The sequence below is a fragment of the Streptomyces sp. NPDC057900 genome, assembly GCF_042887885.1.
Classification (GTDB): Bacteria; Actinomycetota; Actinomycetes; order Streptomycetales; family Streptomycetaceae; genus Streptomyces.
The window spans coordinates 65,609-87,684 of record NZ_JBHVOI010000016.1; the positions used below are offsets into that span (position 1 = coordinate 65,609).

Annotated in this window: 23 protein-coding genes; 12 read left to right on the forward strand and 11 right to left on the reverse strand. The window is 73.1% G+C overall.

What is annotated here, in order from left to right; all coding sequences use genetic code 11:
* Position 1: 1 nt before the first annotated feature.
* Positions 2–1,162 carry a glycosyltransferase gene (locus ACFVQ0_RS34120; protein ID WP_390093048.1) on the reverse strand — a complete coding sequence of 387 codons (1,161 nt, stop codon included), beginning with the start codon at positions 1,160–1,162 and terminating at the stop codon, positions 2–4.
* 104 nt (positions 1,163–1,266) lie between these two features.
* Between ACFVQ0_RS34120 and ACFVQ0_RS34125 the strand changes: the two genes are divergently transcribed.
* Positions 1,267–2,781 carry a hypothetical protein gene (locus ACFVQ0_RS34125; RefSeq protein WP_390093049.1) on the forward strand — a complete coding sequence of 505 codons (1,515 nt, stop codon included), beginning with the start codon at positions 1,267–1,269 and terminating at the stop codon, positions 2,779–2,781.
* On the opposite strand, the gene ACFVQ0_RS34130 is transcribed toward ACFVQ0_RS34125, so the two are convergent.
* Genes ACFVQ0_RS34130 through ACFVQ0_RS34140 form a run of 3 tightly spaced genes read right to left on the reverse strand, consistent with a single transcriptional unit; the run spans position 2,750 to position 7,055 of the window.
* Complete coding sequence (locus ACFVQ0_RS34130) at positions 2,750–3,994, reverse strand: hypothetical protein (RefSeq protein ID WP_390093050.1); 1,245 nt, start codon at positions 3,992–3,994, stop codon at positions 2,750–2,752. The genes ACFVQ0_RS34125 and ACFVQ0_RS34130 overlap by 32 nt on opposite strands.
* A complete protein-coding gene (locus ACFVQ0_RS34135; RefSeq protein ID WP_390093051.1) occupies positions 3,991–5,775 on the reverse strand; it encodes a lipopolysaccharide biosynthesis protein in 1,785 nt (594 codons plus the stop codon). Before ACFVQ0_RS34135 ends, ACFVQ0_RS34130 begins: the two co-directional genes overlap by 4 nt.
* Entirely contained in the window at positions 5,772–7,055 is a 1,284-nt protein-coding gene (locus ACFVQ0_RS34140; protein ID WP_390093052.1) for a glycosyltransferase, read from the reverse strand. Before ACFVQ0_RS34140 ends, ACFVQ0_RS34135 begins: the two co-directional genes overlap by 4 nt.
* A gap of 212 nt (positions 7,056–7,267) precedes the next feature.
* Between ACFVQ0_RS34140 and ACFVQ0_RS34145 the strand changes: the two genes are divergently transcribed.
* Positions 7,268–7,714: an adenylyltransferase/cytidyltransferase family protein gene (locus ACFVQ0_RS34145; protein WP_073738042.1), complete on the forward strand. Its 447-nt coding sequence runs from the start codon at positions 7,268–7,270 to the stop codon at positions 7,712–7,714.
* Here the strand turns inward: ACFVQ0_RS34145 and ACFVQ0_RS34150 are convergent.
* Together ACFVQ0_RS34150 and ACFVQ0_RS34155 are read right to left on the reverse strand one after the other, a co-directional pair.
* Positions 7,683–8,423 (reverse strand): CDP-alcohol phosphatidyltransferase family protein, encoded by a 741-nt coding sequence (locus ACFVQ0_RS34150; protein ID WP_390093053.1) that lies wholly within the window; start codon positions 8,421–8,423, stop codon positions 7,683–7,685. The two genes, ACFVQ0_RS34145 and ACFVQ0_RS34150, sit on opposite strands and share 32 nt — an antisense overlap.
* A 124-nt stretch (positions 8,424–8,547) precedes the next feature.
* A complete protein-coding gene (locus ACFVQ0_RS34155) occupies positions 8,548–9,258 on the reverse strand; it encodes a ribonuclease H (RefSeq protein ID WP_390093054.1) in 711 nt (236 codons plus the stop codon).
* Positions 9,259–9,420: 162 nt separating this feature from the next.
* Between ACFVQ0_RS34155 and ACFVQ0_RS34160 the strand changes: the two genes are divergently transcribed.
* From ACFVQ0_RS34160 to ACFVQ0_RS34170, 3 genes are all read left to right on the forward strand, one after another.
* Positions 9,421–9,603 carry a DUF6381 family protein gene (locus ACFVQ0_RS34160; protein ID WP_328697839.1) on the forward strand — a complete coding sequence of 61 codons (183 nt, stop codon included), beginning with the start codon at positions 9,421–9,423 and terminating at the stop codon, positions 9,601–9,603.
* Between the two features lie 169 nt (positions 9,604–9,772).
* Positions 9,773–10,507: an SDR family NAD(P)-dependent oxidoreductase gene (locus ACFVQ0_RS34165; protein WP_390093055.1), complete on the forward strand. Its 735-nt coding sequence runs from the start codon at positions 9,773–9,775 to the stop codon at positions 10,505–10,507.
* A gap of 22 nt (positions 10,508–10,529) precedes the next feature.
* Positions 10,530–11,057 carry an HAD domain-containing protein gene (locus tag ACFVQ0_RS34170; RefSeq protein ID WP_390093056.1) on the forward strand — a complete coding sequence of 176 codons (528 nt, stop codon included), beginning with the start codon at positions 10,530–10,532 and terminating at the stop codon, positions 11,055–11,057.
* 33 nt (positions 11,058–11,090) lie between these two features.
* Here the strand turns inward: ACFVQ0_RS34170 and ACFVQ0_RS34175 are convergent, their stop codons facing one another.
* Complete coding sequence (locus ACFVQ0_RS34175) at positions 11,091–11,960, reverse strand: UbiA family prenyltransferase (RefSeq protein WP_390093057.1); 870 nt, start codon at positions 11,958–11,960, stop codon at positions 11,091–11,093.
* Positions 11,961–12,110: 150 nt separating this feature from the next.
* Here ACFVQ0_RS34175 and ACFVQ0_RS34180 point away from each other — a divergent pair, with 150 nt between their 5' ends.
* From ACFVQ0_RS34180 to ACFVQ0_RS34200, 5 genes are all read left to right on the forward strand, one after another.
* Positions 12,111–13,166 carry a type III polyketide synthase gene (locus ACFVQ0_RS34180; protein WP_390093058.1) on the forward strand — a complete coding sequence of 352 codons (1,056 nt, stop codon included), beginning with the start codon at positions 12,111–12,113 and terminating at the stop codon, positions 13,164–13,166.
* A 12-nt stretch (positions 13,167–13,178) separates the two neighbouring features.
* Entirely contained in the window at positions 13,179–13,703 is a 525-nt protein-coding gene (locus ACFVQ0_RS34185; protein WP_390093059.1) for an isoprenylcysteine carboxyl methyltransferase family protein, read from the forward strand.
* A complete protein-coding gene (locus tag ACFVQ0_RS34190) occupies positions 13,700–14,713 on the forward strand; it encodes an NAD(P)/FAD-dependent oxidoreductase (protein ID WP_390093060.1) in 1,014 nt (337 codons plus the stop codon). Before ACFVQ0_RS34185 ends, ACFVQ0_RS34190 begins: the two co-directional genes overlap by 4 nt.
* Positions 14,714–14,778: 65 nt before the next feature.
* The gene (locus ACFVQ0_RS34195; RefSeq protein ID WP_390093061.1) at positions 14,779–15,411 is read left to right on the forward strand and encodes a class I SAM-dependent methyltransferase; all 633 of its coding nucleotides are present in this window, start codon (positions 14,779–14,781) and stop codon (positions 15,409–15,411) included.
* 91 nt (positions 15,412–15,502) lie between these two features.
* Positions 15,503–16,039, forward strand: a complete 537-nt coding sequence (locus ACFVQ0_RS34200; protein WP_390093062.1) for a GNAT family N-acetyltransferase — start codon at positions 15,503–15,505, stop codon at positions 16,037–16,039.
* Between the two features lie 52 nt (positions 16,040–16,091).
* On the opposite strand, the gene ACFVQ0_RS34205 is transcribed toward ACFVQ0_RS34200, so the two are convergent.
* A complete protein-coding gene (locus tag ACFVQ0_RS34205) occupies positions 16,092–17,264 on the reverse strand; it encodes a DUF6236 family protein (RefSeq protein ID WP_390093063.1) in 1,173 nt (390 codons plus the stop codon).
* Between the two features lie 75 nt (positions 17,265–17,339).
* Positions 17,340–18,269, reverse strand: a complete 930-nt coding sequence (locus ACFVQ0_RS34210; RefSeq protein WP_390093064.1) for an SDR family oxidoreductase — start codon at positions 18,267–18,269, stop codon at positions 17,340–17,342.
* Positions 18,270–18,388: 119 nt separating this feature from the next.
* Here ACFVQ0_RS34210 and ACFVQ0_RS34215 point away from each other — a divergent pair, with 119 nt between their 5' ends.
* Positions 18,389–18,955, forward strand: a complete 567-nt coding sequence (locus ACFVQ0_RS34215) for a TetR/AcrR family transcriptional regulator (RefSeq protein WP_390093065.1) — start codon at positions 18,389–18,391, stop codon at positions 18,953–18,955.
* Positions 18,956–19,047: 92 nt separating this feature from the next.
* Positions 19,048–19,641 (forward strand): hypothetical protein, encoded by a 594-nt coding sequence (locus tag ACFVQ0_RS34220; protein WP_390093066.1) that lies wholly within the window; start codon positions 19,048–19,050, stop codon positions 19,639–19,641.
* 31 nt (positions 19,642–19,672) lie between these two features.
* On the opposite strand, the gene ACFVQ0_RS34225 is transcribed toward ACFVQ0_RS34220, so the two are convergent.
* Both ACFVQ0_RS34225 and ACFVQ0_RS34230 read right to left on the reverse strand, forming a co-directional pair.
* A complete protein-coding gene (locus tag ACFVQ0_RS34225; RefSeq protein ID WP_390093067.1) occupies positions 19,673–21,430 on the reverse strand; it encodes a serine/threonine protein kinase in 1,758 nt (585 codons plus the stop codon).
* A gap of 148 nt (positions 21,431–21,578) precedes the next feature.
* Positions 21,579–22,058: an NUDIX domain-containing protein gene (locus ACFVQ0_RS34230; RefSeq protein ID WP_390093068.1), complete on the reverse strand. Its 480-nt coding sequence runs from the start codon at positions 22,056–22,058 to the stop codon at positions 21,579–21,581.
* Positions 22,059–22,076: the final 18 nt, after the last annotated feature.

Consider the following 22,076-nt stretch of genomic DNA (forward strand, 5'->3'; position numbering starts at 1 on the left):
CTCACCGGCGCTTCCGGCGGACCACGTCCTCGTAGGTCCGCCGGAGCGTCCGGGTCACGGCGTCGATGGTGAAGTCCTTCCCGACCAGCTCCCAGGCCGCCTGTCCCGCCTCGGCGTTGGCCTTCGGTTCCAGCAGTTCCAGGACCGCCCGCGCGACCTTGTGCGCGTTGGCCCCGTCCTCGCCCACCCGGCTGTCGATCACCCGGCCCGCACCGGCCCGCGCGACGTCCGGCCCGAGGCCGCAGGTGCGGGTGATGACCACGGGGGTGCCGACGGACATCGCCTCCAGGACCGAGACGCCCAGGGGTTCCTCGATCGACGGAAGGACGTACACATCGGCCTGCCGTCCCGCCGCCAGGACCTCTTCGTGGCCCAGCGGTCCCACGTGGTCGAGCGAGCCGAGCACGCCCAGCTCACGGGCGAGCCGGAGGGTGCCGGGCAGGGCCCCGGTGTCCGGTCCGGCCAGTACGAATCTGGCGTCCGGGTGCTCCGCCAGCACGGCGGGCATCGCGGCGACGAAGTCCTGCGGGCGCTTGCGCTCCTGGATCCGGGCGAGGAAGAGCACCGTCGGCGGGCGCGCGGGATCGCGGGCGGGCTTGGGCTCCTGCGGCCGGACGCCGTTGACCAGGCGCACGGTCCGGGTGAGCGGTACGGGCGCCGCGACGGCGTTCACATCGACGCGCTCGGCCTCTGTGAGGTGCAGCACGGCGTCCGCCCGGCGCAGGACCCTGCGTACGCCCAGCAGGTCGGTCAGCCGCGCGACGCGGTTCTCCGTCGGGTCCACCATGCCGTGCGTCTGGACGACCAGCGGGGTCCCCGACGCCAGTGCGAGCAGGGCGGCGGGCAGCGTCACCAGATCGCGCATCAGGTGCACGTGGACGATGTCGGCGCCGCGCATCATCCGGCGTGCGGCCAGCAGCAGCGGTGCGGAGGTGATGCCGCTGACCTCGAAGCGGGGCAGCAGGTGGCGGGCAGGGTAGAGGTGGGCGGGCACCCCCTCCACGAGGGATGGCGGCGGACCCTCGAAGCCGTCCCCGAGCGCCATGATCCGGGCGTCGTCCCCCTCGGCGCGCTGGACCCGGGAGAGATTCAGGGCCACCCGGGTCGGACCGCCGAAGGCGTGGTCCGGGGTGTGCAGTGTGACGACGTGCAGAATCTTCACCAGGGTTCCCCTCGACCTCGGCAGCTGTACACAGACTAGTCATCACATCACCCCAAGTGGGTTGATTCGTTAGAGTGTTCACACGCTCACGGAACGGGGAACAGATGACGTCCGTGCACGGGGCGGCGCCGTCCGGTCCCGTCCTGGGGGGCGGTCCGCCCAGTCCGGTGGAGCCGCCCGCCAAGCCCATGTCCTGGGCGATGCTGTCGCGGGCGATGGCCGTACCGCTGATCCTCGGCCTGGTCTGCTTCCTGCCCGCGCTGATCGCCGCGCAGCCGGGGAGCGGGACCCGGGACACCGGTTACTGGCTCCAGCTGGTGCTGACGTGCTATTCGGGGGCGCGGCTGGCGACGATGATCCTGTCCACCCGGCGCCGGCTGCTCCAGGGCGTCTTCTGGATGTTCGTGTACATCGCGATGGGGGTGGCCCCGTTCGCCCAGGCGGTGATCGGGCAGACCCCGACCCCGATGGTCGGGCCGCGCTCCGATCTGGTGACCGCGATCGCGCTGGTCCTGGTGGGGTGCGCGGCGTTCGACCTCGGGGCGCTGCTCGCGTCGCGGCGTCCGCTGCGCAGGCGTACGGCCGCGCGCGGGGGCGGTGGCCGGGCCACCGCGCACCCGGTCCGGCTGCGGCTGCTGGTGCTGCTGGCGTTCGCCGCGAGCGGCTACTACGTGCTGAAGCTGGGCGGGCCCGCGGTCTTCTTCTCCAGCAGGCAGGAGATCAGCGCCTCGGTCGCGGAGAGCGGGGTGGTGTCGGGCGGTTCCAATGTGGGCTCCGCGTTCCTCAAGGGGTTCGGCACGGTTCCGGCGCTGCTGGCGCTGCTCTTCTTCACCCGGCGGCTGGTGACGTCGCGCCGGGCCCGTCGCGCACCGTCGACCGTACTGGTCTGGTGCGCGCTGCTGATCGTGAACCTGATCGTGAACAACCCGGTGTCCAACGCCCGTTACTGGTTTCTGACGGTGCTGGTCTCGCTCCTGTTCACCGCGTTCCCGAGCAGCGCGGCGATGTACCGCTCGGTGCTGGCGACGGGGGTGATCGGGGCGCTGGTGCTGTTCCCGTACGCCGACCGGTTCCGCTACGACGACTCCGGGTACCGGCCCGTCGAGTCGTCCTCGGTCTTCGAGCCGCTGGCCACCAAGGACTACGACCAGACCGTCATGTTCGCCAACACCATCTCCTGGGTCGACACCCGGGGCCACACCTACGGCCGTCAACTGGCGGGCTCCGCCTTCTTCTTCGTGCCCCGGGCGGCCTGGAGCGGGAAGCCCGAGGACACCGGGGTCCGGGTCGGGCAGTGGATGGGGATGAACATGACCAACCTCTCGGCGCCGCTCTGGACCGAGCTGTGGGTCGACTTCGGCGCCCCTGGCATGATCGGCGGCTTCGCCCTGATCGGGTACGCGGCCGCGCGCACCGACCGCCGGTACGCGCGGGCGGTCTCCCGGGACGGTCCGGGGCCCGGCAGCGTCCTGGCGATCGCCGCGCCGCTGATCGCCGGTTACACCTTCATCCTGCTGCGCGGCCCGCTGTTGCAGGCGGCGGGGAAGCTGGCCATCGCCGCGCTGTGCCTGGCGCTGGTCACGAGTTTCAGGGACCGGAACGGACAGCGTCCGCGCTGACCGGGATGCCCTCGGCGGCACGGCGACGGTTCAGCCGGGCCACCCGGGTCCAGGTCGCGACCGCCTTGCACGCGGAGCCCAGGCACAGGCCCCAGGCCGCGCCCGGCACACCGCCGAGCCAGTAGCCGCCGGCCAGAAAGCCCACAGAGGCGAGCGAGAAGACCACCTGGATGGAGAGCGTGGTGCGCGGATCGAGCAGTCGCAGCGCCAGCAGCCCGCAGGTGCCGACGGCCATCGCCGCGTACTGGCTGCCGGTCGCGGGGAGCAGCGCCGCCGCCGTGGGCCAGGTGTCGCCCAGCAGATGGCGGCCCACGGAGCCGGGCAGCAGCGCCAGCACGGTGGCCCAGCAGGCGGCGGTCGCCGCCAGTGCGGCGGCCAGGGCGGCGGTGGCCCGGACCCGCAGCCGGTCGGTGGCAAGCCGTCCGAGCAGCGGGGGGCCGAAGCCGGTGGCGGAGGTGAACAGCACGTTCAGCGGGCCGAAGAGGGTGGTGGCGCCGCGCAGTGCCCCGACCACGAGGGGGTTGCCGACCACGCCCAGGCCGAGCACGGAGAGCTGGCTGGTGGCGTTGCCCACCCCGAACTCGACGACGAACCGCCGGCCCAGGTGTCCGCGCCGCAGCAGCGGAGCCAGCCGCACGGGCGTTCCCGCCGTCCGCCGGTGCAGCAGGGTGACGGACAGCAGGAGTGCGGGCAGCGCGGACAGGCCCCAGACGGTGACGAGCCGGGCGGCCGGGGCGCCGTGCGGCTGTACGGTCAGCGCGCCGAGCACGCAGGCCAGCCGGAGCGTGTCCGCGCCCAGGGCCAGGTGCTGGGCCTGGAGCGTGGCGAAGGCGTAGCGGGCGGTGTCCTGCGCGAGGACGACGGGCAGGACCAGCCCCAGTGTCATCAGGGCCCGCGCGGTGTCTCCCGCGAGTACGGCGCAGACCCCGGCGAGCGCGCCGCCGAGTACGGCCGAGACGAGCAGGGTGAAGGTGACGGCGGAGCGGCAGGCGCCACGGGTCTCCTCGCCCGTGCCCCGGCGCAGCACGAGCGGCTGTCCGGTGTAGGCGCCGAAGACGCCGAGCAGCACGGTGAAGACCAGGTAGACGCCGGAGAACCGGGCGAAGTCGGCGACGGTGGAGAGCCGGGCCGCCACCACCAGGACCAGGATGTTGGTGAGCGCCGCCACCCCCTGGTCCGCGACCGAGCAGACGACCGCGGTGCGTGCCTTCACCTCTGTCCCGGCTGTCCCGCGGAACTGCTGTGGCCGCTGCCGCCGGTGTGGCCGTTCCCGCCGCCGTGCCAGGTGCTGCCGCCGTCCAGGGTGCGCAGGCCGAGCGTCTCCGCCGGGTCACCGGCGCTGCCGCCGGTCCGGCCGGGCCCGTCCGGGTGTGCCCGGCCGCCCTGTCCGTCGCGCCCCGGTCCCGGTGTCTGACCGTCACGGGCGCGGCGCTTGGCCTCCTTCCGGCGCGACCGGCCCTCCAGCCGTCCGTGACCTGGGTGCAGCAGGGTGCCGAGCACGGACCCGCCCGCGGCGCCGATGATCTCGCGGATCCGCTCCAGGTCGCTGCGGTGCACCTCGCGCGGGTCGCACACCACCACGACGCCCTCCACCCGGTCGATGAGGGCGACGGCGTCGGCGTACGAGAGGACGGGCGGGGCGAGCACGATGACGACGGCTCCGGGCCGGCCGCCCTCCGCGAGGATCCGGCCGACGGGCGCGGAGGTCAGGGCGCGCGGCACGTTGTCCATCCGGCGGCCCGCGATCAGGGTGAAGGCCCCGGAGCCCGGCACGTCCACGTTGGTGCGGCTGTCGGAGGGCCAGCCGCGCCCGTCGCGCCCGTCGGCCCAGCGGGGCCGCCCGCCCCGGTTCGCGGCTCCGAGGTCCCTGGCCAGTGACGGGGTGCGCAGATCGGCCTCGACCAGCAGGACGTCACGCCCCATCTCCGCGAAGGCGGCCGCCAGGTTGACCGCCGCGGCGGCGGCCATGGCGTTGTCGCCCCGGGGCGCCGTGACCAGGAGCCGTCGCCGCTCGGCGAACGAGGGGTCGTACGCGAGCCGGAAGGCCACCGCCCGGTACTCCTCCGCCAGCCGGCTGCCGCCGCGTCCGATGGCGAGCAGCCGGCCCGCCCCGGCGCGTTCCCTGGGCAGGGTGCCGAGCAGCGGGGCACCGAGCGAGCGGACGAGTTCCCTGGTGGAGCGGACCGCCGGGTCGAAGACGAGCCGTACCCAGGACAGCAGCAGGCCGAGGGCGAGTCCGACGACGCCGCCGAGTCCGAGGAGCAGGGGCAGTCCCGCGCCGGTGGGCCGCTCGGGCGCGACGGGCTTCTTGTTCAGGTAGCCGGGCGTGGTGTCCAGGGCGCGCAACTCCGAGATCTTCTGACTCAGTTCGGAGATGGCGACGATGATGTTGGCGCGGGCGCTGGTGACGTCGCTGCCGGCGGTGCCGGTCTCCTGCTCCGCCAGCCGGTCGCGCTGCTCGGTGAGCGGCTTCAGCTGGGCGCGGTAGCCGTCGACCATGTTGTCGATGCTGTTCTCGGTGCGTTCGCGGCGGATCTCCAGGTAGGCCTCGGCGAGCGCCTGGGCGCGCGCCCTGGCCTGTTCCGGGTCGCGGGCGGTGTAGGAGAACCTGAGCACCAGGGTGTTGGGCGGGTTGGTGACCTGGAGGCCGGTCAGCAGCTTGCCGACCTCGATCCGGTCGCCGTGCTTGACCAGCGAGCCGACGGCGACGGTGCCCACGACGTCGCTGACGGCGGTCTGGCGTTCGGAGCCGATGTTGATGCCCTTGTCGGCCGAGGCGCCCGCCGCGAACGGGTCGGAGGTGGCCGAGCGCACCGATACCTCCCCGACGGAGGTGTAGGTGTCCTCGCCGCTCAGGGCGAGCCAGCCGCCGCCGAGGAGCCCGAGGACCACGCCGCACACGAGCAGGGCGCGGTAGCGCAGGAGCTGCCTGAACTGATCGCGCAGCAGGGCGGGTTCGTCCTGGTCCTCCAGGGCACGGATCGGCTGGGTCATCGGCGTGGTCTCCCTTGGGCGGCGTCCTGAAGGACCTCGGTGAGCAGTGCGTCGAAGCGGGCGAGACCGGCTTCCCGGCCGAGGTGCCGTGCCACGTAACGGGGGCCGTGGGCACCGAGTTCGTCGGCGGCGGCCGGCTGCTCGACGAGCTTGCGGACGGCCGCCAGCACCGCGGCCGGGTCCTCGGGCGCGACGAGCAGCCCGGCCCCGGAGCGCTGCACCTCCTGGGCGGTGCCCCCCTCGTCCGCCACGGAGGCGACGACGGGGCGGCCGGAGACGAGGTACGAGGTCAGCTTGGAGGGCACGCTCATGTCGAGTACGGACGCACGCTGGGTCACGGCGAGGACGTCGGCGGCGGCCAGTATGTCGGTGAACTCGTCGGCCCCGGCCGCCGGCCGGAACTCGACGTTGGGCAACCCGGCCGCGCGGGCCAGCAGGGCTTCGCGCTGGTTGCCGTCGCCCATCAGCACGACGCGTATTCCGGGGGCGAGCCGGGCCGCGTCGACCAGGACCTCCAGCCCCTGCTTGAGCCCCATGTTCCCGGAGTGCAGGACCACCGGGGCGCCCTCGTCCCAGCCGAGGCGTGCCCTGGTCACGGTCCGGTCGACCGAAGGAGGCTTCACGTGGGTCCAGTTGGGGACGAGCCGGATGCGTTCCGGGTCGACTCCGTAGGCGGTGACCCGGGGGACGAAGCTCTCGTGGATGACGCCGACGAGGGTGGCGGCACGCAGTGCGTACCGCTCGGCCCGGGAGGCCACCGCCGCCGCCCTGTCTCCGCCGCGGATGCCGCTCTGCGCGGCGGCGGCGCCCATCAGGTCCTGCACGACGGGAACGTAGGGGACGCCGTGGCGGCGGGCCAGCCGCGCGCCGAGGACGCCGCCCGCGAGGCTCGGCATCTGGGAGATCACCGCGTCCGGCCGCACAGGGGGCGGGGAGAGTAGTCCGTGCGCGAGGACGGATGCCTCGAACGCGGCTCGGCGCAGGGCGCTCTGACGGGGCGGCACATAGTGTCTTCGCCGGTGGACCGTCACCCCCGAGCGCTCCTCCCGCGTCCGCCACACGCCCCGGTACTCCGGCTCGGTCCGCCAGGACGGGTAGTGCGGCATGCCGGTCAGCACATGGGTATCGGCACCGGACGCGGCCCAGTGTTCCGCGAGTTGAGCGGCGTACGGGCCGATCCCGGTCAGTTCCGGCGCGTAGTTGGTCGAGACGACCAGCAGGCGGCGGTTGTGGAACGGCTCGTGCCGATCCGCGTACGGCAGCTGATCTTCGTCTGGCATCGGACGGTCGCCTTCCCCCGGAGCCACCTGTGTTCCCCCCAAGGAACAGCCCCAAAAGTGAGCTTATCCGTTCACGAGATGCGCAAGTGGTCTTCACAGTAAGGTCGTTGCACGATCAACACCGATACCGATATCCCGCCGGACCGGACGCCATGTCCGGAAACCTGCCGGTGGGACACGGACATCGCGTTCACCGTGGGGGGAGAGAACGGATGGTGCACAGGGTCGGCTACGCGCCGGGTGTCTACGACCTGTTCCACGTGGGTCACCTCAACATCCTGCGGCATGCCCGCAGTCAGTGCGACTATCTCGTCGCGGGGGTCGTCTCGGACGAGATGGCCGCACTCGCGAAGGGCCACAGACCGGTCATTCCGCTGCCGGAGCGGCTGGAGATCGTCCGGAGCGTCCGGTACGTGGACGCCGCGTTCGTCGAGACCGTCCCCGACAAGGTGGAGACCTGGCAGCAGGTCAGGTTCGACGTCATCTTCAAGGGCGACGACTGGCGGGACACGGAGAAGGGCAGACGGCTCGAACGCGACTTCGCGGAGGTCGGCGTGGAGGTCGTCTACTTCCCGTACACCGTGCACACGTCCAGCACCCAGCTGCGCCGGGCGCTGGACTCGCTGGTCAGCCTGCCCGGAGCGCTTTCAGCTCCCTGAACCACTTGGCCAGGAACGCCACCAGGAACAGCGCGTGCACGGCGGCGAGCACGGCATAGCCGATCCGGAACGCCGTCTCGTCACCGAGCAGCAGGAACACCAGGCAGAAGACCCCGTAGTCGGCCGGCAGCAGCGCCGCGGCCCGCAGCCGGGAGACCGCCCTCGGGGGTCCGGCGCCGCCGTCCGGCTCCGGGCGGGCGGCGGCGGCCGCCTTCCCGAGCTGTTCCCGCAGCAGCCCCGCGCAGAAGGTCAGCACCGCCACGAACAGGAAGCCGAGCGGCAGCAGCAGCCAGCCGTCCGCCGGCAGGGCGAAGAAGCGGTGGAACGAGATCAGTACGGCGGTGTGGACGAGGATCATCTTGGCGCAGTCGACGACGTGGTCGAGCCATTCGCCGTCGGGGCCTCCCCGGCCGGTGAGCCGCGCGAGCTGCCCGTCGGCCGAGTCGAGCGCGAACCCCACGGCGAGCCCCAGGTAGACCAGCACGGCCAGCGTCCACGTGGGCCTGGCCAGCGCCACGGAGGCGACGGCCGCGAAGGTGAACACCGCGCTCACCGATGTGACTTGATTGGGCGTCATACCCAGTCGGAACGCACCGGCCGCGAAGATCCGCCCGGCCGGCCGGTTCACGTACCGCGAGTAGAGCGACACCCCTTTGGCCGATTTCTGCGCCCCGCGCAGCTCACGCAGCACCGTTCCCGTGCTTTCCATACGCCCCCCAGCGTGTCGCCGTTGCCCACAGCTCCCCCGGCGGCGCGTCGGCCGCTCCGCCGGAGCCGCATCATGGCACGCGGAACCCGCCGCGCGGGGCGGTTCCACAGGTTCAGCGGCGGGTTCAGGCGGAGGCGGTGCGGCACTCCGGGTGGCCCCAGCCCTGGTCGTTCTTCGCGATCGTGTCCTTGGCCGCGTACGGCTTGCCGCAGTGGCACCGCCCCGCGTACCTGGCGCGGATGGTGGCACCGGTACGGGCCGCCCCGCCGGTGCTCTTCGCCGCGCCCTTCGTCGCGCTCTTCGCCGTACCGCCGGCCCGGCGCCCTTCGGAGGCGCGGGCGGCCACGGGCACCGGCAGGTCCGCGGAGCCCTGGGAGGTGCCTGCCGCGCGCTGCGCCACGGCCACCTCGCTGGCCGCCTGGTCGGCCAGGGCGTTCAGCGGGTCGCCGTCCACCTGGTGGGCGGGCACATAGACGAACTCCACGGACCGGCCGGTCAGCAGGGCGTCGATGCGGACGACCAGCTCGCGGTTGGCGACGGGTTTGCCGGCCGAGGTCTTCCAGCCGTTGCGCTTCCAGCCCCGGAGCCACTTGGTGACGGCGTTCATCGCGTACTGCGAATCCATCCGGACCTCAAGCGCCACAGCCGGGTCCACGGACTCCAGCAGCTCCTGGAGCGCGGTGAGCTCGGCGACGTTGTTGGTGGCGGTGCCCAGCGGCCCCGCCTCCCACCGGAACGGCCTGCCGTCCGCGTCGGCCACCACATACGCCCAGGCCGCGGGCCCCGGATTCCCCTTCGACGCCCCGTCACACGCGGCGATCATGCGCTCGTTCATACCCCTGATCATGCCAGCGTCGCGGGCCCGCCGGTGCCAGGCCCGCTCCCGGAGCCCGTCCCACCTGGCACCTTCACGGTACGTAACGCTTCGGGGTGCGACGGTCCCGGAGCGCTGGTTCTCTGAGGGAGCCCGCTCTTCCCTACCGTCCAAGGAGCGACGATGAGCGTTGCAGGAGAAACCGGCCGAGCCGACCAGATGCGCGAGAAGGCCAGGCACATGACCGAGGCCGCGGAGCGCACCAACGACCCGGAGCAGCGCCGCCGGCTTCAGGAGAAGGCCCGGAAGCTGCAGGAGCAGAGCGAGCGGCCGGCCGGCCGGGGCGGCAGCGACCTCCCCGTGTAGCACCGCCTCACGTGTACCGCCGGTGGACTGTCACTCTTCCATGAGTGGGTGACAGTCCACCGAGCCGTTTCCGGACCCTCGCCGGACGGCGTTCGATCAGCACTCTCTACGCTGGCCCCTCGGCGGGAGCCACCGGGTCCTCGCACGGGAGTTCAGGGGTATCCACATCATGAGCCGTCATCCGGTCACTGTGGTCACCGGCGGCAGCCGCGGGATCGGCGCGGCCGTCTGTCTGCGTCTGGCGGCGGACGGCCACGACATCGCGCTGGGCCACCGTTCCGACGTGGCAGCCGCGGAGGCCGTGGCCGAATCCGTACACCGGACGGGCCGGCGCTGCGTCACGGTGCGGATGGACACGACCGACGAGTCGGGTGTCGACCGGCTCTTCGAGGCGGCGGCCGACGGGCTCGGCCCGGTCACCGGACTGGTCAACAACGCGGGCGTCGGCGGCCCGACGGGCCCGCTCGCGGACGCCGACCCGGCAGGGCTCCGACGCGCCCTGGACGTCAACGTCATCGGGTACCTGCTCTGCGCGCGGCGGGCCGTGCGCGACATGGGCCGCACCGGGGGCGGGGCCATCGTGAACATGTCCTCAGCGGCCGCCACCCTCGGCAGCCCCGGCGAGTACGTCCACTACGCCGCCGCCAAGGCCGCGGTGGACACGATGACCATCGGACTGTCCAAGGAGGTCGCCGCGGCGGGCATCCGGGTCAACGCGGTATCGCCCGGCATCATCCGCACCGAGTTCCACGAGGACCCCGAGCGCCCCGACAAGGCCGCCGCCGGCATCCCGCTGGGCCGGCCCGGACACCCGGACGAGGTCGCCGGAGCCGTCGCCTGGCTGCTCTCCGACGACGCCTCCTACACCACGGGGGCGATCCTGCGGGTGGCGGGCGGACGCTGACGCCCGGCGGTACGGTGCGCCGGTGACCGGTTCCGGCGGGCTTCCGCTGCTCTTCCTCGACGTCGACGGCCCGCTCCTGCCGTTGGGCCCCGCGACCGGGCCGGGCGGCGGCCACCCGACGTATCCGGCCGGTCCGTTTCCGCCCGGGTCCCGGGCGCACCCGCTGCTCGCCAGGATCGATCCGGGGCTCGGGCCCCGGCTGGCCGCGCTCGGCTGCGAGCTGGTGTGGGCGACGACCTGGACGCACCAGGCGAACGAGATCGTCGCGCCGCGGCTCGGGCTGCCGCCGCTCCCCGTGGTGCTGTGGCCGGAACCGTCGGCGGAGGACGAGCGGGACGCGCGTGCGGGTCTGCACTGGAAGACCCGCACGCTCGTCGGCCGGGCCGCCGGGCGGGCCTTCGCGTGGGTCGACGACGAGATCGGCGCGGCGGACCGGAGATGGGTGGCCGCACACCATCAAGGGCGGTTCCTGCTCCACCGCGTCGACCCCGGACGCGGTCTCACCGACGCCGACTTCCGGCAGCTCGACGCGTGGCTGCGCACGGTGTGAGGCTGTTGGGAGCGGTCCCGGCCGCCGTCCGGGTCACACCGGGGCGGCGCCGCGCACCAGCAGCAGTGCCACGTCGGCCGCCGCCACGGCCACGGCGGCGGCGAGCGCGGCCTCGCGCCAGTACCGGCCGAGCACCAGCCCAGCCAGCGCGACCGGCGCCGCCACCGCCAGGGTCACCGCTCCCCATCGCCCCGGCGGTCCGGCCGGGCCGAACGCCAGGACCGCGGAGGCCGCCACCAGCGGCACCGGCAGCAGCAGCCGGGTCGCGGTGGCACCCAGCCGGTGGGGCAGTCCGCACACCCCGTTGCGCAGGTCGTCGTCGATGTCGGGGAGCACGTCGCCGAGATGGGCGGCCAGGCCCAGCAGCGCACCGGCCGTGACGGCCCACCAGGCCGGGCCCGGACTCCCGGGCAGGGTCAGGGCGGCCACCGCCGGCAGGGCCGCGAACCCGATCACGTACGGCAGCCAGGACAGGACCGTCGCCTTCAGTCCCAGGTTGTACGCCCAGGCCGCCGCCACCGCGGCCAGGTGAACGGTTCCGGCGAGCGGGCCGCAGGCCAGCGAGAGCGGAACGCAGAGCAGCGCGGCGGTGAACGCCGCCGTCCACACCGCCCGGCGGCTCACGGACCCGTCGGCCACCGGCTTGCCGCGACGGCCGGACGCCGCGTCCCGCCGCGCGTCGAACGCGTCGTTGCACCAGCCCACCGAGAGCTGACCGCTCAGCACCGCTGCGACCAGGAGCGCGCTGCGGACCCCGTCGAGGCCCACGCCGACGCCGAGCGCGCCGGCCAGCACGCTCACCGCCACCACCGGGCCCGGGTGGCAGGAGCGGGCGAGCGCCGTCGCGCGGCGCGGCGGCCAGCCGGTCGCGGCGTAGACGCGCGGCGGGTCTGGGGTACCCATCCGGTGATCGTAGGTACTCCGTGCCGGAGAGGCATGACAGCCACACGGGCCGTTTGCGACGTTTTGCCTGCCATGCCCGGCTCTTTTGCGGGGTTTTGTCCGCCGAGTGGGGCAGGGTTGGGCCATGACGCCTCCGCACCAGGACCCGGGATGACCCGGATCGCCGCCGTTCACGGCACCCCGGCTCCGTACCGCCACACCCAGCGCGAGGTCACCGACATGGTGGCCCGCACCTGCCTGCCGCCGGGGGCAGACCGGCGGGTGCTGGACCGGCTGCACGAGAACGCCCGGGTGCGCACCCGGAACATGGTGCTGCCCCTGGAGCGGTACGCGGAGCTGGACGGGTTCGGCGAAGCCAACGACGTGTTCATCGGCGCTGCCGTCGACATGGGCGCCGACGCGCTGCGCGGGGCGCTGCGGACGGCCGGGCTGCGGCCCGACGATGTGGACTTCCTGATCTTCACGTCCGTCACCGGGGTGGCAGCTCCCTCGGTCGATGCCCGGCTGGTGGGGCGGCTCGGTCTGCGCCCCGATGTGAAGCGGCTGCCGGTCTTCGGGCTCGGCTGCGTGGCCGGGGCCGCCGGGGTGGCCAGGCTGCACGACTACCTGCTCGGCCACCCGGACGAGGTGGCGGTGCTCCTCTCGGTGGAGCTGTGCTCCCTGACGTTCCAGCGCCACGACGCGTCGGCCGCCAACCTGGTGGCGACCGCGCTGTTCGGAGACGGGGCGGCAGCCGTGGTGGCGCTCGGCGCGGGCCGGGCGTCCGGGACCGGGCCGCAGGTGGTGGCGACGCGCGGCCGCATGTATCCGGACACCGAGCACGTGATGGGCTGGGACATCCGCAGCTCCGGCTTCAAGGTGCTGCTCGATCCGGCCGTCCCCGATGTCGTGCGGCGGTATCTCGCGGACGACGTACGCGACTTCCTGGCGGAGCACGGGCTCAAGCCGAAGGACGTGGCGCACTGGGTGTGCCACCCGGGCGGCCCGAAGGTCTTGGAGGCCGTCTCGGAGGTCCTCTCGCTCCCCGACGGCGCTCTCGACGTCACCTGGCGCTCGCTGGCCGAGGTGGGGAACCTCTCGTCCTCGTCCGTGCTCCACGTCCTGCGGGACACGCTGGAACAACGGCGGCCGGAGCCGGGGTCGCCGGGGCTGCTGATGGCGATGGGGCCGGGATTCTGCTGCGAACTGGTGCTTCTGCGCTGGTAGGTCGGAGGACACATGATCTGGTACATGGCGCTGGTGCTGGCCGTGGCGGGCGAACGGCTCGCCGAACTCGTCGTCGCGCTCCGGAACACCCGCTGGGCGCTGGCACGGGGCGGTGTCGAGACCGGCCGCGCCCACTACCCGGCGATGGTCGCGCTGCATACGGCCCTGCTGCTGGGCTGCCTCGTGGAAGTCCGGCTGGCGGAGCGGCCGTTCGTACCGCTGCTCGGCTGGACGATGGTGGCCGTGGTGGCGGCCGCACAGGGCCTGCGCTGGTGGTGCATCCGTACGCTCGGCCACCGGTGGAACACCCGGGTGATCGTCGTGCCTGGGCTGCCGCTGGTGACCGGCGGGCCGTACCGGCTGCTGCGCCACCCGAACTACGCCGCCGTCGCCGCCGAGGGGCTCGCGCTGCCGCTCGTCCACGGCGCGTGGCTGACCGCGGCGCTCTTCACCGTGCTCAACGCGGCGCTCATGGCCGTACGGGTCCGGTGCGAGGAGGCGGCTCTCACCGCCGCGCCCGCGGACGTGACGGCGTGATCGACGTGCTGGTGGCGGGCGGCGGCCCGGCCGGTCTGGCGGCGGCGATCCGGGCGGCCCGGCTGGGCCTGGAGACGGTCGTGGTCGAACCCCGCGCCTCCCCCATCGACAAGGCCTGCGGCGAGGGCATCATGCCCAGCGGGGTCGTCGCGCTGCGCGCCCTCGGCATCGAGGTGTCCGGGCACCGGCTGCGCGGCATCCGGTACCTGGAGGGGACGCGCAGCGCGGAGGCGGTGTTCCGGGGCCGGACGGGGCTCGGCGTGCGGCGGACCGAGCTGCACACCGCCCTGCACGGCCGCGCGGTGGAGCTCGGCGTCCGGATCGTGCCGGGCAAGCTCTCCGGTGTGACGCAGCGCGACGACCGGGTCAGCGCGGGCGGTCACACGGCGCGTTGGCTGGTCGCGGCCGACGGGCTGCACTCGCCGCTCCGCCGCGAACTGGGCCTGGACGGACCGGGCTCGGCGGTACGCCGGTACGGGCAGCGGCGGCACTACCGGATCGCCCCGTGGACGGAGTTCGTGGAGGTCCACTGGTCCCGGCACGGGGAGGCGTACGTGACGCCGCTCGGGGACGGCCTGGTGGGGGTGGCCGTACTCAGCCGGGAACGGCGCTCCTACGAGGAGCATCTGACGGCGTTCCCCCGGCTGGCCGACTCGCTCGCCGGCCGGGACGCGGGGCCCGTACGCGGCGCCGGACCGCTGCGCCGGCGGGCGCTGGACCGGCGGGCCGGCCGGGTCCTGCTGGTCGGTGACGCCGCCGGGTACGTGGACGCGCTGACCGGCGAGGGGGTGGCACTGGCCCTGGCGACGGCCGAGGCCGCGGTGGACTCACTGGCGGCCGGCCGGCCGCAGGACTACCCGGCCCGGTGGCGGAGCCTGACCAGACGTCATCGCATGCTCACGGAGGGCCTGTTGGCGATGGCACGGCATCCGGCGACCGCCCGCCTGATCGTCCCGGCCGCATACCGCGCACCGGCCGTCTTCGGGGCGGCCGTGCGCGCGTTGCAGTAGTCCTCGGCGGCGCGAATACTGTCGGGACGGGGGCCGGTGACACGGCCGGGAGAGAGTGGATCGAGATGGATTCAGGTCAACAGAACACTGCTGCAGCACTGTTCGACGCCATCGGCGCCGAGTACGAGCAGGCGTTCGCCGGATCGGCCGCACACCACGCCTCGTTGGCACTGCTGCTGGAGCACCTGGCACCGCACAGCCGGGTGCTGGACGTCGGCAGCGGCACCGGACGGCCGACCGCTCAGACCCTGACCGCCGCCGGCCACGAGGTGCTCGGCGTCGACGTCTCGCCGGTCATGGTGGACATCGCGTCCCGGCAGGTGCCCCGGGCCGAGTTCCGCTGTGCCGATATCCGCGAACTGCCTCTGGAGGACGGGAGCCTCGACGCCGCGTGCGTGTACTTCTCCCTCCTTCAGATGTCGCGCGCCGACCAGTCGGCGGTGCTGGTCCGGCTCGGACGGGCGTTGCGGACCGGCGGCCATCTGGCCGTCGCCACAGTCCCGTTGGACCTGGAGGACGTGAGTGGTGAGTTCATGGGGCGGCCCGCGCGGGTGACCAGCTTCGGGCCCGCGCAATTGACCGCGCTGGTGACCGGGGCCGGATTCACGGTCCTGTCGGAGAGCAGCACCGTATTCACGCCGGCCCACCCTGCGGCAGCGCCCGAACCCCACCTGTTCCTGCTCGCCCGGCGGGGCTGACGGAGCCGGCAGGGCTCGCGGCGCACGGGGCTCGCAGAGCCGGCAGGGCGAACCTTGATCATCGTCGCACTTGCTGGTTGAGTGGGCCGGCATGACTGACGACCGCCCCCTGACCTGGCCGACCGCCCCGATACGGACCGAGCGGCTCGTGCTGCGCCAGTCCAAGGCGCGGGACCGTGCGACAGCCATCGAGCTGAACGCCTCGCCGGAGGTGACCACGTACCTCGGTGGCCCCCAGCCGCGCGAGGAGCTCGAACGCACGGTGCCCGAAGTACCCGGACAGCGCCCCGGCTTCTTCGTCGTCGAGCTCGACGGTGCGACGATCGGCACGATCCAGCTCGATCCGCACGCGGAGCGTCCGGGGCACATCCGCCCGGACCTCGGAAAGACCGAGCTCGGCTATCTGTTCCTGCCGCAGTCGTGGGGGCACGGGTACGCCGCGGAGGCGTGCGCGGCGGCCCTCGACTGGCTGGCCGGCGAGCTACCCGGCGAAGGGGTGGTGCTCCGCACCCAGACCGCCAACAAGCCCTCGATGCGCCTCGCGGCCAAGCTGGGATTCACCGAGGTGGAGCGATTCCAGGCCTTCGGCGCCGAGCAGTGGTTCGGTGTCCGGTCCCCGGCACAGTGACCCGGCGGGACGAAGGTGACGACCAGTACGAGCCGTCCGGCCGTCTCAGCATTCACCCGCGCAGGGTCAGGCGTCGTAGCAGCGACCGGGGTGCGAGGGCCTGTTCGACGCTGAGGAGGTAGCTGGCGACGGGGGCGGCGGCGCGTAGATCGCCACGGTCCTGGCCGGCTGTCCGGCGGAGGGCCGACAGGCCGAAGGCAGCGCCGACGGCCGCACCGATGAGGGGCTGTCCGGCCAGTGCGCCGCCGCCGACGGCAGCGATTCCGGCCGGCAGGTCGAACTTGAGATTGGCGGCGCTGAACACGGTGTCGATCCGTGCGCCCCGCAACGCGTCGCGCAGTTCCATCAGTGGCGTATCGAAGCGGCGCTCGACCTCGATCGCGGTGTACTGGAGCTGTGCGGCGGGCAGTGAGACGTCGGCCAGCCGGTCGCGCAACAGCTCCACGACATCACCGACCGCGGCATGGAAGGCTTCGAACTCCGCCCGGTGGCGGCGGCGTACGTCCGCGATCGTGCCGACCGCGACCGCGTCCAGATCCCGCGGCAACACCGTCCGGATCGCGAGCAGCCCCACGGCGTCCGTCGGGTCGGGCCGGGCGACGTCCTCGTGCGGCGTACCCTCCAGCGCCGAAAGGAGGAGGTCACCGGACCATGTGTGGAGCGACAGGTGGGCGTCGTCCTGGTCGGTGGCGGGTGTGAACTGTCCCGCCTCGGCGATCCGGGCGCTCAGAACGCACTTGTAGATCCAGGCCAGGCGCGGGTGCATGGCTATCCAGTGAAGCAGCGGCCCGCCGCCGGGCGAGGCCCTGGTCGCCTCGATGGCCAGCCCCGCGCCGATCAGCGCGTCGGCCAGGCCTGTTGCCATCTCGTCCCGGTGCACGGCCGCCAGCCCGGCGTTCACCTGGTGCCCACCGGCGTAGGGGGCGACAGTGGCGTCACCGATCCGGCTTCGGGCCACGGGGCCGCCCAGCGCGGCCACCAGCCGGTCCCGGTGGGCGTCGAGAACCTCCAGGAAGACCGGCGCCACAGTCCGGGCGGCCGCGTCCGGGGACACCGGGACGATGAACCCGAGCTCGTCGTCAAGAACGCGCGCGGTGTCCGTGTCGGCTATCGGATACCCGTCCGGGACCACCCGGGCGATCCGCGGCCAGTACAGAGCCGCCGCTTTGAGCCACCGCTCGTCACGGACATGGATGTACGGGTAATACAGCGCGATGTCCCGCACGATCGGCTCCTCCCCGGCCGGGGCGCCCGGCCGGCGACCGCCGTCGATGCCTCCCGGCCCGTCACACTCGGAACGTTACGCGGACGGGCTGTCGAAGTAGTGGCCCTTGCCGAGGTCCTCAAGGAGCCCGGGGTGGGTCGGCTGCCACCCGAGCAGTTCGCGGGTCAGGGCGCTCGACGCAGGGCCGTCCAGACCCAGGAGCCCGCCCAGCCAGCCGAAGTGCTCGCTGGCGTCCTCCACCGGGACGGCGGCCACGGGGAGATCGAGACCGCGTCCGATCACTTCCGCGACGTCGCGGATCGGGACGCCCTCGTCAGCGACCGCGTGCAGTACGGATCCTGCGGGAGCCTGCTCCAGCGCCAGGCGGAAGAGGCGTGCGGCGTCGAGCCGGGCCACGGCAGGCCAGCGGTTGGAGCCGTCACCGACATATCCGGAGACGCCCTTGTCGCGGGCGACGCCGACCACGGACGCGATGAAGCCCTTGTCGCCGTCGCCGTGCACCGTCGGGGGAAGCCGCACCACGGACGGGCGGACACCGCGTGAGGCGAGGGAGAGCGTCAGCTGCGCGTTGGCCAGCCGGGCCCCCGCGCCCTCGAACGGCATCTCGCCGCCGGAACTCAGCCCGTCCCGCTCGGTGGCGACCCGCCCCGGCGCGAGCCCCATCGTCCCGGACGCGATGACGAAGGGCCGGTCGGACCCCGCGAGCGCGTCGCCGAACGTCTCGATGGCGGCGCGGTCCGCGTCGGCGGCACCCTGGAAGTCGCCCGAGAAGGCGATGTCGTGCTTGAACGCGAGGTGGACCACGCCGTCCGAGGCCTCGGCCGCACCCCGCAGCGCGTCGAGATCTTCGAGGCTGCCCCGGTACACCTCGGCCCCGGCCGCGTCGAGCGCGGCGGCCGAAGCGTCCGAACGGGCGAGTCCGACGACCTGATGGCCCGCGCCGATGAGCTCGGGAACGACGGCGGATCCGATCCAGCCCGACGCTCCGGTAACGAAGACACGCATGGGATACCTCCCGGATATGCCGACCGCCCACGTCGAAAAGATCCATGGACAGTCGATGTCAGCAACTGTCATCACCGTACACCTGATGCCAGTCACTGTCATCACATAGAATCGCCGCTATGAGCAGATGGGAGCCGAACGCGCGCGGCAGGCTGGAACAGGCGGCGATGGAGCTTTACAGCGAGCACGGGTTCGAACAGACCACCGTGACCGGGATCGCCAAGCGGGCGGGGCTCACGGAGCGGACGTTCTTCCGGCACTTCAGCGACAAGCGCGAGGTCCTGTTCGCGGGCTCGTCCACGCTCCAGGACCTCTTCGTGGACACGCTCGCGGGCGTACCCGAATCGGCGGCCCCCATCGATGCCGTGGCCGCGGCCCTCGACGCGGCCGCGACGGTCTTCCAGGACCGTCACGAACAGGCAAGCCAGCGCCAGAGGATCATCAACGCCAACGCCGAGCTGCAGGAGCGCGAGCTGATCAAGCTCGCGAGGCTGTCGGCGGCCATCTCCGACACCTTGCGCCGGCGCGGCGTCGCGGAACCTGCCGCGAGCCTGGCCGCAGAGGCGGGGATCGCCGTCTTCAAGGTGACGTTCGAGCGATGGATCGACGGGCCCGGCTCCCGGGACATGTCACAGCTCATCCGGGAGGTCCTCGACGAGCTGAAGGCCGTGACAGCGGGCGGGTAACCCCTCGGCACGTCCCCGCGACTCCCCACCGGCCCACCGCACGGATGCCGAGATGCCGAAGCTCGTACCAGCGCATACCTTCCACTTGGCTCATGTTCGCGCTTCGGGAGGTGCTGATGCGGAAGGCAGGCCGCACCCTGAGGGCCCGTACCGCGTCCGCAGGCCTGTTCGCCGCCGCGCTCCTCCTCGCGACGGCGACGACGGGGGCGGGGGCGGGGGCGGCGACAGCAACGACTGCCGGATCTCGGTCGCCGTCCACCGGTCCGAGCCAGGTCTACCGGTACGGCTACTCGCTGGGCTTCCACCCCTTCACCAGCCCGCACGACGTCCGCGAGCAGCTCACCGGCAACTTCTGGCTGTTCCCGGTGAGCGGTGACTGCCCGGCCGTGATCCATCCGGCGGACGAATGCGATCTGCTGGGCGGAAACCCGGTCCGGGTGGAGGCGATCGGGTACGACAGCCTGCAGATCGCGACGCTTCCCGGCCACGACCTGGGCGACGGCATGCACATCCGGTTCACGTTCGCCAGCAGTCTCGGGCTGCACTGTCTGGTGGTCAGGGCCTGGCAGGACCGGCCCACCCGGTGCAGCGAGAGGACGTTGTGCAGCGCGGCAAGCCGTACGGGTGCCTGGGTCCTGTGGCGCGTCCTCGCCGAGACGCTGAAGATCTCCGCCTACGCCGCCTGAACCGGCCCGCCGGGACAGGAAGGGCGCTGCCTCAGGCGTGGAAGCCGTTGCACACGACGGGGGTGTAGTCCGTCGGCCCGCCGTCGACGCGGTAGATCACCACCGTCCAGTCCCCCCGGTCGTCCCCGACCGGGATCGCGTCGAGGGTCTTCGCCCCGAAGTGGGCCCGGAAGTCGTCGGGGTACTTGAGCCTGACGGCCCCGCCAGAGGACCAGCGGGAGTAGATGTCGACCGGCTTGCTGGTGAACCCGATGCCCTTGGCCCCGGACCGGAGCGGCCGTCCGGTGACGCGGTCGGTCTCGTGCGGGGGCCGCACGCCCACCGAGACGTAGTAGGGCTCCGGTCTCTTCCCCTTCCCGGCGCCCTTCCCGGCGTCCTCGAACCGCATCGACACCGAGGCGGTGTCCGAGCCGGTGGTGTGCGACACGGTGGAGATCAGACCGGGCGGCGGAAAGGATTCGGGAACCTCGTCCGTATCGCAGCCGCCGCTGCCCAGAGCGGCCTGGTCCGGATCGTCGGACAGGGTCCAGCGATCCTGCGAGTCCCGGTCGTTCGCTATGTGGTCCGGTGGGCTCTTCGGCTTCTGCGCGGCTGCGGAACGGCTCGCGGCAGGGCGGCCGGACTCGCTCGCACCGGGCTCGGCGGCGGCGCCGGTGCCGGCGCCGTCCGTCTCCGGGAGCAGCCAGACCGTCACCGGCACCGCGATCGCCACCGCGCACACGGCGGCCCAGATCCTCCCCCGCTTCGGGCGCCGGCCCACGGTCCCGGCCGTCGAGGGTCCCGCCGCCGGCCGGTCGGCGGGGCCGGGCTCCGCCCGCCGGGTCGGTGCGGCGGTCCCCCGGGCCAGGACTGTGTCCGTCTCGGGCGCCGGGTGCGCGCCGGAGGCCATGGGCGCCGTGGCCGCGTCGTCCCCCGCGTCCCCCGGCACACCAACGGCGCCTTCGGGGGCGCGGACCAGCGCGCCGTAGTGGGCGTCCGACGCCAGCGGCGAGTCCACCCCGCACAGCGCGATCACGACGGCGGGCGCCGGCCGTTCCTCCGGGTCCTTCTCCACGCACATCCGGATCAGCGCGGCCAGGTCCGGCCGCACTCCCGCCAGGTCGATCTCCTCGTGCACGGTCCGGTAACTCACCGAGGCGGCGTCGCCCGTGCCGAAGGGGGGCCGGCCGGTCGCGGTGTACGCGAGCGTGGCGCCCAGCGCGAAGACGTCCGCCGCCGGGCCCGCCTCGTTGCGCAGCAGCACCTCGGGGGCCGTGTATCCGGGTGTCCCCGATGCCATCCCCTCCGGGGTGAGAACCGACTGTTCGATGCCCCGTGCGATCCCGAAGTCGATGAGCTGCGGTCCCTGCGGCGAGAGGATGACGTTGTGCGGCTTCAGGTCCCGGTGTGTGACCCCGTGCACGTGGACCGCGGCCAGCCCCTCGGCGAGCGCGGCCAGCAGCCGCAGCGCGCTGTCCGGCGGGAAGGGCCCGTCCGCGCGGACGGCGGCGCGCAGCGTGGGCCCCGGTACGTACTCCGTGGCCAGCCAGTAGGGGGACGCGTCGAGCGAGGCCTCGATCAGTTGGGCGGTGTACACGCTGCGTACGGTCTCTACGGTCGCGGCCTCGCGCCGGAACCGGGCCAGTGCCTCGGGGTGATCGCTGATCTCGTCGCGGATGACCTTGACGGCGACCAGCCGTCCGCCGGGCGACCGGCCGAGGTACACCTGCCCCATCCCGCCCGCGCCGAGGCGGCCGAGCAGCTGGTAGGTGCCTATGCGGGCGGGGTCCTGGGGCCTCAGTGCGTCCACGGCCCGACTGTGCCACATCCGCACACGCCGGACCACAACTCCCGCCCGCACGACCGGGGTCCGCGCGCGGGAAGGCGTTCCTGCCGCTTTCCGGGCGGTGTCGCGGACCGGGCGGCGGCCGTTCGCGCCGCCGCCCGGTCCGTCACGTTCACCGCGGGTCCGTGGCCTCGAACCAGGTGGGTCCGTCGTTGAGCGACTGCTTGATGCGCAGGAGCGCGAAATCGTCCAGCGGCGGGAGCGCGTCGACGCCGAACCAGCCCACCTCCAGCGACTCGTCGTCATTGACGCGGGCCTCCCCGCCGGTGGCCCGGCAGCGGAAGGTGATGTCCAGGAACTGGCACCGGTCGCCGTTGTCGTACTGGATGGCGGGCAGCGCCTGGGTCAGTACGACGCGCTCCGCGACGCAGTGCACGGCCGTCTCCTCGTGCACCTCGCGCTCCGCCGTCGCCGCCGGCTGCTCCCCCGGCTCCGAGATGCCTCCGATGATCGACCAGTTTCCGGTGTCCGCACGCCGTCCGAGCAGCACTCTGCCCTCCTCGTCGAAGACGACGGCGCTGACGCCGGGGAGCAGGAGCAGCTGTTGACCCGCCGTGGCGCGGATCTCTCGGATGAAGTCAGGAATTGCCATGCGATGAGCCTACGTCGC

Excerpts from the sequence above, each read along its gene's own strand:
- ACFVQ0_RS34155 (WP_390093054.1), bottom strand. The coding sequence starts at position 9,258 with ATGAACGAGCGCATGATCGCCGCGTGTGACGGGGCGTCGAAGGGGAAT.
- ACFVQ0_RS34180 (WP_390093058.1), top strand. The coding sequence starts at position 12,111 with ATGACCCGGATCGCCGCCGTTCACGGCACCCCGGCTCCGTACCGCCAC.
- ACFVQ0_RS34150 (WP_390093053.1), bottom strand. The coding sequence starts at position 8,423 with ATGGAAAGCACGGGAACGGTGCTGCGTGAGCTGCGCGGGGCGCAGAAA.
- ACFVQ0_RS34200 (WP_390093062.1), top strand. The coding sequence starts at position 15,503 with ATGACTGACGACCGCCCCCTGACCTGGCCGACCGCCCCGATACGGACC.
- ACFVQ0_RS34140 (WP_390093052.1), bottom strand. The coding sequence starts at position 7,055 with ATGCCAGACGAAGATCAGCTGCCGTACGCGGATCGGCACGAGCCGTTC.
- ACFVQ0_RS34160 (WP_328697839.1), top strand. The coding sequence starts at position 9,421 with ATGAGCGTTGCAGGAGAAACCGGCCGAGCCGACCAGATGCGCGAGAAG.
- ACFVQ0_RS34165 (WP_390093055.1), top strand. The coding sequence starts at position 9,773 with ATGAGCCGTCATCCGGTCACTGTGGTCACCGGCGGCAGCCGCGGGATC.
- ACFVQ0_RS34175 (WP_390093057.1), bottom strand. The coding sequence starts at position 11,960 with ATGGGTACCCCAGACCCGCCGCGCGTCTACGCCGCGACCGGCTGGCCG.
- ACFVQ0_RS34145 (WP_073738042.1), top strand. The coding sequence starts at position 7,268 with ATGGTGCACAGGGTCGGCTACGCGCCGGGTGTCTACGACCTGTTCCAC.
- ACFVQ0_RS34195 (WP_390093061.1), top strand. The coding sequence starts at position 14,779 with ATGGATTCAGGTCAACAGAACACTGCTGCAGCACTGTTCGACGCCATC.
- ACFVQ0_RS34215 (WP_390093065.1), top strand. The coding sequence starts at position 18,389 with ATGAGCAGATGGGAGCCGAACGCGCGCGGCAGGCTGGAACAGGCGGCG.
- ACFVQ0_RS34125 (WP_390093049.1), top strand. The coding sequence starts at position 1,267 with ATGACGTCCGTGCACGGGGCGGCGCCGTCCGGTCCCGTCCTGGGGGGC.
- ACFVQ0_RS34185 (WP_390093059.1), top strand. The coding sequence starts at position 13,179 with ATGATCTGGTACATGGCGCTGGTGCTGGCCGTGGCGGGCGAACGGCTC.
- ACFVQ0_RS34135 (WP_390093051.1), bottom strand. The coding sequence starts at position 5,775 with ATGACCCAGCCGATCCGTGCCCTGGAGGACCAGGACGAACCCGCCCTG.
- ACFVQ0_RS34220 (WP_390093066.1), top strand. The coding sequence starts at position 19,048 with ATGTTCGCGCTTCGGGAGGTGCTGATGCGGAAGGCAGGCCGCACCCTG.
- ACFVQ0_RS34210 (WP_390093064.1), bottom strand. The coding sequence starts at position 18,269 with ATGCGTGTCTTCGTTACCGGAGCGTCGGGCTGGATCGGATCCGCCGTC.
- ACFVQ0_RS34230 (WP_390093068.1), bottom strand. The coding sequence starts at position 22,058 with ATGGCAATTCCTGACTTCATCCGAGAGATCCGCGCCACGGCGGGTCAA.